The organism is Agrobacterium pusense (assembly GCF_013285525.1).
Lineage (GTDB): Bacteria > Pseudomonadota > Alphaproteobacteria > Rhizobiales > Rhizobiaceae > Agrobacterium > Agrobacterium pusense.
This window is the reverse complement of record NZ_CP053857.1, coordinates 1,125,231-1,137,769: the sequence shown is the minus strand read 5'-3', so window position 1 is coordinate 1,137,769 and position 12,539 is coordinate 1,125,231. Positions and strand designations below refer to the sequence as shown.

The following is a 12,539-nucleotide window of genomic DNA, read 5'->3' as shown; positions in this document are numbered from 1 at the left end:
AAATCCGAGTAATTTCAGAGGGGCGGACAAACCGCATAAGCCGGAAAACCGGGCAAGGCAGATTAATGGCGATCAAAGCGAGCATCTATCATCTGACGCATTACAAATACGACAATCCGGTTCGCCTTGGACCACAGATCATCAGACTGAAGCCCGCCTCACATTCCAGAACCAGCGTCATCAGCCATTCCCTCAAGGTTTCACCCTCCAATCACTTCGTGAACCTTCAGCAGGATCCCTACGGCAACTACCTTGCCCGCTTCGTTTTTCCGGAACCGGTGAGCGAATTCAAGATCGAGGTCGATCTTGTCGCCGATATGACGGTTTATAATCCGTTCGATTTCTTTGTGGAGGAAGAGGCGACAAAGTGGCCTTTCGACTATCCGCAGGAACTGCGCGACGATCTCTCCATCTACATGAAGCCGGAACCGACCGGTCCTCTGCTCGCCGCCTTCATGGCCACTGTCGACCGCACTCCAGGTCAGCAGACGGTGGACATGGTCGTCGGCCTCAACGCCCGCCTGCAGCAGGAGATCGGTTACGTCATCCGCATGGAACCCGGCGTCCAGACACCTGAGGAGACGCTTGCTTCCGGCAAGGGGTCCTGCCGCGATACCAGCTGGCTACTCGTGCAGGTCCTGAGGCATCTCGGCCTCGCTGCCCGTTTCGTGTCGGGATATCTCATCCAGTTGACACCTGACCTCAAGGCGCTGGACGGCCCATCCGGCACCGAAGTGGACTTCACCGATCTGCACGCATGGGCCGAAGTTTATATGCCGGGTGCGGGCTGGGTCGGCCTCGACCCCACGTCCGGTCTATTGACCGGCGAGAGCCATATTCCGCTGGCGGCAACACCGCATTACCGCAACGCCGCGCCTATTTCCGGTGGCTATTACGGCCATGCCAACACGGAATTCGCCTTCGACATGCAGGTTCGGCGGGTTGCCGAGACGCCGCGCATCACCAAGCCTTTTTCGGACGAAAGCTGGGACGAACTCAATGCGCTCGGCCAGGAGGTCGATGAGGTTCTGAATACCCATGATGTCCGGTTGACCATGGGCGGCGAACCGACCTTCGTTTCCATCGACGATTTCGAATCCGATGAGTGGAACACCGGTGCGGTGGGGCCGACAAAGCGCGAAAAGGCCGACCTGCTGATCCGCCGCCTGCGCGAGCGTTTCGCACCGGGTGGGTTTTTGCATTACGGCCAGGGAAAATGGTATCCGGGCGAAAGCCTGCCGCGCTGGACGTTCTCGCTTTATTGGCGCAAGGATGGCCTGCCGATCTGGCAGAACCCGGCGCTTATCGCCGAGGAGGGCGCGAATACCGGCGCAAAGGCGGAAGACGCGCAGAAACTGCTGGGCGGCATCGCCTCCCATCTCGGCATCGAACGGGAGCTGGTGCTGCCGGCCTATGAGGATCCGGCGGAATGGATCATCAAGGAAGGCAGCCTTCCCGACAATGTTGACCCGTCAAATTCCAAGCTGAAGGACCCGGAGGAGCGAAACCGCATAGCCCGCGTCTTCGAGCGGGGACTGACGACACCGACCGGCTATATTCTTCCCGTTCAGGCGTGGAATGCGCGCGCTGCCGGCAAGCGCTGGATCAGCGAAAAATGGAAGACGCGGCGCGGTAAAATATTCCTGGTTCCGGGTGACAGCCCGGTGGGTTACCGCCTGCCGCTCGGCACCCTGCCCTATGTGCCGCCATCCGCCTATCCCTATATTCACGAGGCCGACCCCTCGATCCCCCGCGGTCCGCTTCCCGACGTCTTCACGCCATCGGGCCGCGCCATGCCCGAAGCTTCTTTCCATGCCAGCGAAGCCGCGGGGCAGGAACGCGTAGAACAGACGATCGGCGAAATCGGCGGCGCGGTGCGCACCGCGATGTCGGTGGAACCGCGTGACGGCAGGCTTTGCGTCTTCATGCCGCCAGTGGAACGCATCGAGGACTATCTCGAGCTGATTGCAGCAGCGGAGGCGGCAGCCGCCGAGCTTGGACTGCCAGTCCACATAGAGGGTTATGCGCCGCCGCATGATGAGCGCATCAATGTAATCCGCGTCGCGCCCGATCCCGGTGTCATAGAGGTCAACATCCACCCCGCTTCAAGCTGGGAGGACTGTGTCGACATCACCACCGCAGTCTACGAAGAGGCGCGCCAGTCACGTCTCGGTGCCGACAAATTCATGATCGATGGCCGTCATACCGGCACCGGCGGCGGCAACCATGTGGTGGTTGGCGGCGCCAATCCCAATGACAGCCCATTCCTGCGCCGACCCGATCTTCTGAAAAGTCTCGTGCTGCACTGGCAGCGGCACCCCTCGCTCTCCTATCTCTTCTCAGGGCTCTTCATCGGCCCGACGAGCCAGGCGCCACGTATCGACGAAGCCCGCCACGACAGTCTCTACGAACTGGAGATCGCGCTTGCGCAGGTTCCGCCGCCCGGTGAAGGCGTTCCGCCCTTGCCATGGCTGGTTGACCGCCTGTTCCGCAATCTTCTGACGGATGTAACGGGCAATACGCACCGCGCCGAAATATGCATCGACAAGCTGTTTTCGCCTGATGGACCGACTGGCCGCCTCGGGCTGGTGGAATTTCGCGGTTTCGAAATGCCGCCGAATGCGCGCATGTCGCTTGCCCAGCAGTTGCTGGTGCGTGCTCTCATCGCGCGTTTCTGGAAAAACCCGGCCGTCGGCAAATTCGTGCGCTGGGGCACGGCACTCGCCGATCGTTTCATGCTACCGCATTATATCTGGGCCGATTTCCTGGATGTGCTTGCAGACCTCAGGGAAAACGGTTTCGACCTGAAGCCGGAATGGTTCACTGCCCAGCAGGAATTCCGTTTCCCATTCTTCGGGGAGGTGGAATATGAAGGCTCAAAGCTGGAATTGCGCCAGGCGCTGGAACCCTGGCATGTGATGGGCGAACAGGGCGCCATCGGCGGCACCGTGCGTTATGTCGACAGCTCCGTCGAGCGCCTGCAGGTGCGGCTCGAAACATCCAACCCCGCCCGCTACACGGTGGCCTGCAACGGCCGTGCCGTTCCGCTGACTCCGACGGAAAACCGCAGCGTCGCGGTTGCCGGCGTCCGCTTCAAGGCATGGCAGCCCGCTTCCGGCCTGCATCCCGTGTTACCCGTCAATTCACCCTTGACCTTTGACATTTATGATACATGGTCGAGGCGATCGATCGGCGGATGCATCTATCATGTTGCTCATCCGGGCGGGCGCAATTACGAGACGTTTCCCGTCAACGGCAATGAGGCGGAGGCACGCCGCCTCGCCCGTTTCGAACCATGGGGGCATACGGCAGGGCAATATCCGCTTCGGGCGGAAACCGTGTCGCCAGAATTTCCGCTGACGCTCGATCTGCGCCGGCCTTACGGAGTATAAATTGTCCAAAGCCCCGGCAACGGAACGCAAGACGGAAACGAGCGCGCGGCCAAGCGGGCTTGAATATTCCCCTTTGCCTGGCGTTGCCGACGAAATGCTCGATAACAACGGCGCGGTGAGACCGGTCTGGAAGACCCTGCTCGAGGCCCTGTCGCGCATGTCTGAGCGGGAGCTGCATGAGCGTTTTGCCCGCACTGACCGCTATCTGCGCGATGCCGGCGTGTTCTACCGCGATTACGGCAAGGGCAGCAGCGAAAGAAACTGGCCGATCTCCCATATTCCGGTGCTGATCGACGACCGGGAATGGACGGTTCTTGCCGAGGGGTTGAAGCAGCGCGCCAATCTTCTGGAAGCCATGGTCGCCGATTTTTACGGCGAAAACCGACTGGTGAAGGAAGGTTATGTGCCGCCGGCGCTGATTGCCTCCAATCCCGAATATCTGCGACCCATGGTCGGCGTAAAGCCGGCAAGCGGTCATTACCTGCATTTCTGTTCCTTCGAGATCGGGCGTGGGCCAGATGGCAACTGGTGGGTGCTGGCCGACAGGACACAGGCGCCCTCCGGTGCGGGTTTCGCACTCGAAAACCGGGTGGCGACCACGCGTGCGCTCTCCGACATCTATGCCGAAACCCATGTTCACCGTCTGGCCTCGTTTTTTGGTGCTTTCCGCGACACGCTGCAGGCGCAAAGAAAACACCCTGACGACCGGATCGCCGTGTTAACGCCCGGCCCGGCCAACGAGACCTATTTCGAACACGCCTATATCGCCCGTTATCTTGGCTTCATGCTGCTGGAGGGCGAAGACCTGACCGTTGTCAATGGCCGCGTCATGGTCAGAACGGTTGCCGGGTTGAAGCCGATCGGCGTCCTCTGGCGGCGTCTCGACGCATCCTATTCCGATCCGCTGGAGCTCAACCAGCAATCCCATATCGGCACGCCGGGCATGGTACAGGCATTGCGCAATGAAGCGCTCACCATCGTCAACGCGCTCGGCAGCGGAATTCTGGAAACCCGGGCGCTGCTTGCCTTCATGCCGCGCATCTGCCGCCACATTCTCGGCGAAGAACTGAAATTGCCGTCCATCGCAACATGGTGGTGCGGACAGGAGGCTGAACGCCGTCACGTCGCCGGCAATATCGAAGGCATGGTCATTGGCCCGGCCTATTCCCGGCTTCCATTCTTCGACGATAATGGCCAGTCCGTGCTTGGCTCTTCCCTGAGAGAAACTGCAAAGGAATCGATCAGCGACTGGCTTGCCTCCGATGGCCACAGGCTGGTGGGCCAGGAAGTGGTGAAGCTTTCAACCACCCCGGCCTATATCGACAACAAGCTCGTGCCGCGCCCGATGAGCCTTCGTGTATTTGCCGCCCGCACCCAGGATGGCTGGCAGATCATGCCGGGTGGCTTTGCCCGGATCGGTAGCGGTGACGACGTGTCCGCCATCGCCATGCAATCGGGCGGAAGCGCGGCTGATGTCTGGATCGTCAGCGACAGACCGGTGGAGCGCACCACGCTTCTGCCGGCGGAAGAGAGCTTCACCCGCAACATGCCGGGCAGCCTGCCAAGCCGCGCGGCCGACAATCTCTTCTGGCTGGGTCGTTATATCGAGCGCTCTGAAGGCGCCTTGCGCATCCTTCGCGCCTGGCATGGGCGTTATGCCGAATCCGCTGATCCGCGCCAGCCGCTGCTCGCGCATGTCACGCGGTATCTCGAAGCGCTTGATGTGGAGATGAACGATGCCGTGCCGGAAAGCCTGCTGACCAACATCAACAGTGCTCTTTATTCCGCCAGCAACATTCGTGACCGCTTTTCGCCGGACGGATGGCTGGCGCTGAACGACCTTGCCAAGACAGCCCGCCGTTTCCACGCGAAAGTGGCTCCCGGCGACGACGCGACCCATGCCATGACGGTCCTCTTGCGCAAGCTTGCGGGCTTTGCCGGCCTGGTGCACGAAAACATGTATCGCTTTACCGGCTGGCGTTTCCTGTCGATCGGCCGTTATCTTGAACGCGGGCTGCATATGACGCGCCTTCTCGGCCATATGACCGGCCCGGACGCGCCAGATGGATCCTATGACATGCTGCTTGAAATCGGCGACAGCGTCATGACCCATCGCCGGCGCTATAACGTCAATACGGCAGGTCTGACCGTGACCGATCTTCTGGCACTCGACCCGCTCAATCCCCGCTCGATCCTGTTCCAGCTGAACGAGATCCGCACCGAGGTGGAGCAGCTTCCAAACGCCTTCGTCAACGGCCAGATGTCGCCCTTCTACCGCGAGGCGATGCGCCTGCATTCCGGGTTGGCGGTCATGACGCCGGAAAACATGAATGGCGCGATCTACCGCCAGCTCGAAACCGACATGGAGCATCTTTCCGATGTTCTGGCCCGGACCTATCTCGGATAATCCTATGCTCTATGATCTTTCCCTGCATATGGGTTACACCTACGACACGCCGGCCCATGGCGCACGCCACATCATCCGCGTCCTGCCGCTCTCCATCCCGGGTCGACAGCGGCTTGTCGCCGGCTCCATCGACGTTTCGCCGACGCCGGAAGAACGGGCCGTCTTCGAGGATTTCTTTCATCTCTCGGCCACATCGGTGCATCTGCGCGCACCGCATGAAAAGCTCGATATTCGCATGCAGGCGCGGGTGATGGTGGAAGCCCCGGCATTGACGGCGGATTTTTCGCCCGAGCTTTCCCGCCTGCCGCAGGACCTCGCCGGTGTGTGGTCGCTCGATTTCCAGTCGCCGCACCACTTTATCGGCGCTAGTCCAAGGATCGGAATGGACACGGCGATATCCGCCTATGCCCGGGAAGTGCTGAAACCCGGAATGACCATTCGCGAAATTGCGCTCTCTCTGTGCAAACGGATCCATAAGGACTTCACCTATGACGGCGAGGCGACGACCGTTGATACGACACCCGCGGAAGCCTTCAAGCTAAAGCGCGGCGTGTGCCAGGATTTTTCGCATATCATGATCATGGCCTTGCGCAGCCTCGGCATTCCCGCCGGTTATGTCAGCGGTTTCCTGCGTACCATTCCCCCTCCCGGCAAGGAACGGCTTGAAGGCGCCGATGCAATGCACGCCTGGGTGCGCATCTGGTGCGGCGAGGCTGCCGGTTATCTGGAGCTCGATCCCACCAACGATATCGTGGCTGGAAGCGACCATATCGTCGTCGGTTATGGCAGGGATTATTCCGATGTCGCCCCCGTTATCGGTGTATTGAAGAGCTACGGCAACCAGCAGATAAAACAGGCGGTCGACGTGATCCCCATCCAGCAATGACACAACGTGTATTATTCCAGACCTTCGCGACGACAATTCTTGAAAATACTTTGAAAGCTGCGTCAATTTGACCACTGCGTAAAATTGAACCGATCACGTTAGCGGATTTTACATCGTTTGCGGGTTTCCTGCGCTCAGTCGAATATTCTAATCGGTGAGCACCACTATGACCGCCTCTGCACCTGACAAATTGAAGCGCCGTTTCCTGACCGATAAGAGCGGCAATTTCGGCATCATGACGGCAATCCTGCTGCCTGTCTTGCTGGGTTTTGCCGGTGCCGGCATGGAGTTGGCGAATGTGATGCAGGTGAAAGCGGACATGCAGAACACTGCGGATTCAGCCGCCCTTGCGGCGGCAACCGAGGCACGGCTGAAAAAGGGCGATCTGACGGATGAGCAGATCAAGGAAATCGCCAAGGGCTTCATTGCGGCGCAGATGGAAAAAAGCCTGACTGAAGAAGAAAAGAAGAAACTGGAGGAGAATTCTCCAACCAGCATCACGACGACGGAAAATGCCCGCGGCAAGACCTACACGATCGAAACCACGATCAACCACCAGGTTCAGCTCAATCCGCTGCTCGGGTTCATTGGCGCAAAAACACTCGATCTTTCGGTAACCGGCACCGCAAAGAGCACCGTCAACAAGGGTGCTCCGATCTCCATGTATCTGGCGCTTGATCGTTCCGGCTCGATGTCGTTCAAGACGGATACAATCGATACCAAAAAAACGTCATGCCAGAACTACACGGTTGATAATTGGGGTAAATATCCCAATCTGGGCAAGACATCCCCCTGCTATGTCAACAAGGCCACGTCGCTCAAAACCGCGGTCGGATTTCTCGTCGCCACATTGAACAAGGCCGACCCGACCTACACTGCCAACGGCGGTTCACAACTGGTGCGGACAGGTGCCTCGGTCTATACGCACGAGACCTATGCCGCACAGCCTCTCAGCTGGGGCACGAGCAGCGTTGTCAGCTATGTGGACAAACAGATTCCGGAATTTCCCACCGGCGGCACGGATGCCCGCAGCAGCCTGAACGCCGCCTATAACGCACTCAAGAAAGCCAATCCCGACGAGGCGAAGGCACATAAAACGCAAGGGAGCGAATCCTTCGAGCGCTATATTGTTCTGATGACCGATGGCGAAATGACGGGAAACAGCGCCTCGTGGAATTCCAGCATCGACCAGTCGGTACGCACCACCTGCGAGACTGCCAAGAAAGATGGAATCAAGATTTTCAGCGTCGCCTTCATGGCGCCGGACAAGGGCAAGGCGCTGCTGCAATATTGCGCATCGAGCGCTGACAATTATTACGCCCCTGAAAACATGGAGCAGATCGTAACAGCCTTTGGCGAAATCGCCCGCAAGGCTGCTGGCAGCATCGCCACGCTCACCAACTAATTCCGCTTCCGGCGCCGCCGCGCCGGAGCGCCTTCGCCGCCGCATGGCTGACAGAACATGTGCGGCAGGTGACAGCGGCGGCGGCCCGTGGCATAGGAGGGCCGCTCCCATTCACAGGCCCTGTCATGATCCGCATCGAAAACATCAGCAAGTCGAACAGTCACCGCATTCTCTATATCGAGGCCTCCGCCGCGCTCAACCGCGGTGAGAAGATCGGCCTTGTCGGTCCGAACGGTGCCGGCAAGACCACGCTTTTCCGGATGATCACCGGCGAGGAGCAGCCCGACGAGGGTCAGGTCGTCGTCGAAAAGGGCATGACAGTCGGCTATTTCGATCAGGATGTCGGTGAAATGTCCGGCCGCTCTGCCGTGGCCGAGGTTATGGAGGGTGCAGGCCCGGTCAGCGAGGTCGCTGCGGAGCTTCGGGAACTGGAAGCCGCCATGTCCGATCCCGACCGGATGGACGAGATGGACGCCATCATCGAACGTTACGGCGAAGTGCAGGCGCGGTACGAAGAGCTTGATGGTTACGCGCTGGAAGGCCGTGCGCGTGAGGTGCTGGACGGGTTGAGCTTCAGCCAGGAGATGATGGACGGCGATGTTTCCAAGCTTTCCGGTGGCTGGAAGATGCGCGTCGCGCTTGCCCGCATCCTTTTGATGCGGCCGGACGTGATGCTGCTCGACGAACCCTCCAACCATCTCGATCTTGAAAGCCTGATCTGGCTTGAGGATTTCCTGAAGAATTATGACGGCGCGCTGCTGATGACCTCGCACGACCGGGAATTCATGAACCGCATCGTCACCAAGATCATCGAGATCGACGGCGGCAGTCTCACCACCTATTCCGGCGACTACGGCTTTTACGAACAGCAGCGCGCGCAGAATGAAAAGCAGCAGCAGGCACAGTTTGAACGCCAGCAGGCCATGCTCGCCAAGGAAATCAAGTTCATCGAGCGTTTCAAGGCGCGCGCCTCGCATGCCGCGCAGGTGCAGAGCCGCGTGAAGAAACTCGACAAGATTGATCGCGTCGAGCCGCCACGCCGACGCCAGACTGTTGCTTTCGAATTCGCGCCGGCGCCCCGCTCGGGTGAGGATGTCGTGGCGCTGAAGAAGGTGAACAAGGCCTATGGCAGCCGCACCATTTATGACGATCTCGACTTCATGGTGCGGCGCAAGGAACGCTGGTGCATCATGGGCGTCAATGGTGCAGGAAAATCAACGCTGTTGAAGCTCGTAACCGGCACGGCGGAACCGGATTCCGGCAAGGTTACCCTCGGCGCCAGCGTCAAGCTCGGTTACTTCGCCCAGCACGCCATGGATGTTCTTGATGGTGACAGCACCATCCTGGAATGGCTGGAAGAGCGCTTTCCAAAGGCGGGGCAGGCGCCGTTGCGCGCCCTTGCAGGCTGTTTCGGTTTTTCCGGCGACGACGTGGAAAAACGTTGCCGCGTTCTTTCCGGCGGGGAAAAGGCCCGTCTCGTCATGGCTGCCATGTTGTTCGATCCGCCGAATTTCCTCGTGCTGGACGAGCCGACCAACCATCTCGATCTCGACACCAAGGAAATGCTGATCAAGGCCCTCTCGGATTACGAAGGCACGATGCTGTTCGTTTCGCATGACCGTCATTTCCTGGCCGCCCTTTCGAACCGGGTTCTGGAACTGACGCCCGACGGTATCCATCAATACGGTGGCGGGTACACCGAATATGTCGAAAGCACCGGACAGGAAGCCCCGGGCCTTCACAGCTGAGCCATCTGCCGAACGCACCGCCCTGTGACGGCAGCTTTCTTTTGGAGACTGGAGAAGCAGATGCGGATCGTGGTTTACAGCGCCAAGCCCTATGACCGGCAGTTCCTTGACGCTGCCGCCCACCCTGGCATGAAGATGCAATATTGCGAAGCGCGCCTGTCTGCCGAAACGGTAGCGTTGGCGGAGGGAGCGATGGCGATCTGTGCCTTCGTCAATGACGACCTGTCCGGACCGGTGCTCGAGAAACTTGCGGCAATGGGTGTGCGACTTGTCGCCCTGCGATGCGCCGGGTTCAATCAGGTGGACCTTCAGGCCGCCGAAAAGCTCGGCCTCACCATTGCGCGCGTGCCGGCCTATTCGCCCTATGCGGTGGCGGAACACACCATGGCGCTCATCCTGTCGCTCAACCGCAAGATTCACCGCGCCTATAATCGCGTTCGCGAGGGAAATTTCGCACTCGACGGGCTGCTTGGCTTCGATCTCCACGGGAAGACGGTTGGTGTTGTAGGCACGGGAAAGATCGGAGCGATCTTCACGCGTATCGCGGCCGGCTTCGGCTGCCGTCTGCTCGGCCACGATATCCGGCAGAATCCGGATTGCGTGGCGCTGGGCATGACCTATGTCACGCGGGAGGAGCTGTTCCGCGCCTCGGACGTACTGACACTGATGTGCCCGCTGACACCGGAGACCCGCCATCTCATTCGTAGCGAAACGCTGCCGCTGCTGAAAAAGGGCGTAATGCTCATCAATACCAGCCGCGGCGCCATCATCGACACGCAGGCCGCGATTGCCGGATTGAAAGACGGCACCATCGGTTCCCTCGGCATTGACGTCTACGAGGAGGAAGCCGATCTCTTTTTCGAGGATCTGTCCAATGATGTGTTGCGCGATGATGTTTTCGCGCGGTTGTTGACCTTTCCCAATGTTCTGGTGACCGGTCACCAGGGTTTCTTCACACAGGAAGCACTCACAAACATTGCGGACACGACAATCGCCAACATTACGAGCTTTCTTGATACCGGCAAGGCACTGCATGCCGTCTCGAGGACCTAGGTCGCCGGGATCGCTAACCACCTGAGAACTGCAAAATTCGCCCCGGACGCAATTGCCCGCCCCCGAGACCCGGTATAGGTTCACTCGATCTTTTTCGGGCTTTCAGCTGACCGGTCGGGCAACAGATGCAACTCAAAGACTGCTATAATTTCCACGATTTTCGCCGCATGGCCAAACAGCGTCTTCCCGGACCAATCTTCAACTACATCGACGGCGCTGCCGATGACGAGGTGACGTATCGACAAAACACGGCCGCCTTCGAAAAATGCGATCTCGTTCCGGACGTGCTGCGCGGCGTTGCCGATGTGGATATGTCGGTCACCGTCATGGGGCAGAAGCTCTCAATGCCGGTCTATTGTTCCCCGACGGCACTTCAGCGCCTCTTTCACCATCAGGGAGAACGGGCGGTTGCTGCGGCGGCCGGCAAATTCGGCACGATGTTCGGCGTGTCCTCTCTCGGCACCACAAGCCTGGAGGAAGCGCGACGGATCAGCGGCGGGCCACAGGTCTATCAGTTTTATTTCCACAAGGACCGTGGCCTCAACCGCGATATGATGGCGCGCGCAAAAAGCGCCGGTGTGGAAACCATGATGCTGACGGTGGACAGCATCACCGGCGGAAACCGCGAGCGCGACAAGCGCACCGGCTTTGCCATTCCTTTCAAGCTCAATCTTTCCGGCATCGCGCAATTTGCCATGAAACCGGCATGGGGCATCAATTACCTGACCCATGAGCGCTTCAGCCTTCCGCAACTCGACGATCACATCAAGATGGACGGTGGAGCGCTCTCCATCAGCCGCTATTTCACCGAGATGCTCGATCCTTCCATGAATTGGGAGGACGTGAAGCAGATGGTGCGCGAATGGGGCGGACCTTTTTGCCTGAAAGGCATCATGTCGGTGGACGACGCCCGGCGTGCCGTCGAGATCGGCTGCAGCGGCATCGTACTATCCAATCATGGTGGCCGCCAGCTTGATGGTTCCCGCAGCGCTTTCGACCAGCTGGCCGAGATCGTCGATGCGGTCGGTGACCGGATTGACGTGATGATGGATGGCGGCGTTCAGCGTGGCACCCATGTACTGAAAGCCCTGTCTCTGGGGGCAAAAGCCGTGGGGCTTGGCCGCTATTATCTTTTCCCGCTTGCCGCTGCAGGCCAGGCCGGGGTCGAGCGGGCCTTGGAAACAATGCGTATCGAAATCGAGCGCGGCATGAAGCTGATGGGCTGCACAACTGTCGAGCAACTGACTCGCCGCAACCTCCGGTTCCGGGACTAAGGCAGCGTTCCACGATCCCAGGACAGGTCAAAACCTGCCACTGCCACCGCAGACCAATTCAGCCGCGTTTCGTTGATGTTCCTGAAGCGCCAGACCGATGTTCCAGGTGAGCGCCAGGGATACCAGCACGCAAATGCCACCGGAAATCAGCGAACGATGGCGCCTGGCGCCAGATAGAAACAGCCAGCCGATGACGGCATAGGCCAAAAACGCCGGCACGGCAGCGACAAGAACCGATAGGGGGCCGTCGCAATCGATAGCCTCGATACCGACGGCGCGATATTCATTTGGCGTTCCCACAAGCCCGATGGCGGCGACGGGGAACATTGCAACCAAAACGGCATAACGGAAAAAGCGGGGCGTATCGGGCATAT

8 protein-coding genes are annotated in these 12,539 nt (G+C 59.5%); 7 read left to right on the top strand and 1 reads right to left on the bottom strand.

The features are described from left to right. Positions 1-65: 65 nt before the first annotated feature. The 7 genes from HQN82_RS18810 (at position 66) to HQN82_RS18780 (ending at position 12,165) form a co-directional block, all read left to right on the top strand. Positions 66-3,392: a transglutaminase family protein gene (locus HQN82_RS18810; RefSeq protein ID WP_107340836.1), complete on the top strand. Its 3,327-nt coding sequence runs from the start codon at positions 66-68 to the stop codon at positions 3,390-3,392. Position 3,393: 1 nt separating this feature from the next. Then, positions 3,394-5,799, top strand: a complete 2,406-nt coding sequence (locus HQN82_RS18805) for a circularly permuted type 2 ATP-grasp protein (RefSeq protein WP_037090438.1) — start codon at positions 3,394-3,396, stop codon at positions 5,797-5,799. 4 nt (positions 5,800-5,803) lie between these two features. Next, positions 5,804-6,685, top strand: coding sequence for a transglutaminase family protein (locus tag HQN82_RS18800; protein ID WP_034500307.1), 882 nt, complete (start codon positions 5,804-5,806; stop codon positions 6,683-6,685). A 166-nt stretch (positions 6,686-6,851) separates the two neighbouring features. Then, positions 6,852-8,090: a vWA domain-containing protein gene (locus HQN82_RS18795; protein WP_173615560.1), complete on the top strand. Its 1,239-nt coding sequence runs from the start codon at positions 6,852-6,854 to the stop codon at positions 8,088-8,090. A 125-nt stretch (positions 8,091-8,215) separates the two neighbouring features. Further along, positions 8,216-9,838: an ABC-F family ATP-binding cassette domain-containing protein gene (locus HQN82_RS18790; RefSeq protein WP_173615559.1), complete on the top strand. Its 1,623-nt coding sequence runs from the start codon at positions 8,216-8,218 to the stop codon at positions 9,836-9,838. 60 nt (positions 9,839-9,898) lie between these two features. Continuing rightward, a complete protein-coding gene (locus HQN82_RS18785; RefSeq protein ID WP_173615558.1) occupies positions 9,899-10,891 on the top strand; it encodes a 2-hydroxyacid dehydrogenase in 993 nt (330 codons plus the stop codon). Positions 10,892-11,016: 125 nt separating this feature from the next. Beyond that, positions 11,017-12,165 (top strand): alpha-hydroxy acid oxidase, encoded by a 1,149-nt coding sequence (locus HQN82_RS18780; RefSeq protein ID WP_173615557.1) that lies wholly within the window; start codon positions 11,017-11,019, stop codon positions 12,163-12,165. A 27-nt stretch (positions 12,166-12,192) separates the two neighbouring features. Here HQN82_RS18780 and HQN82_RS18775 read toward each other — a convergent pair whose 3' ends face one another. Then, positions 12,193-12,537 carry a hypothetical protein gene (locus HQN82_RS18775; protein WP_173615556.1) on the bottom strand — a complete coding sequence of 115 codons (345 nt, stop codon included), beginning with the start codon at positions 12,535-12,537 and terminating at the stop codon, positions 12,193-12,195. Positions 12,538-12,539 lie beyond the last annotated feature (2 nt).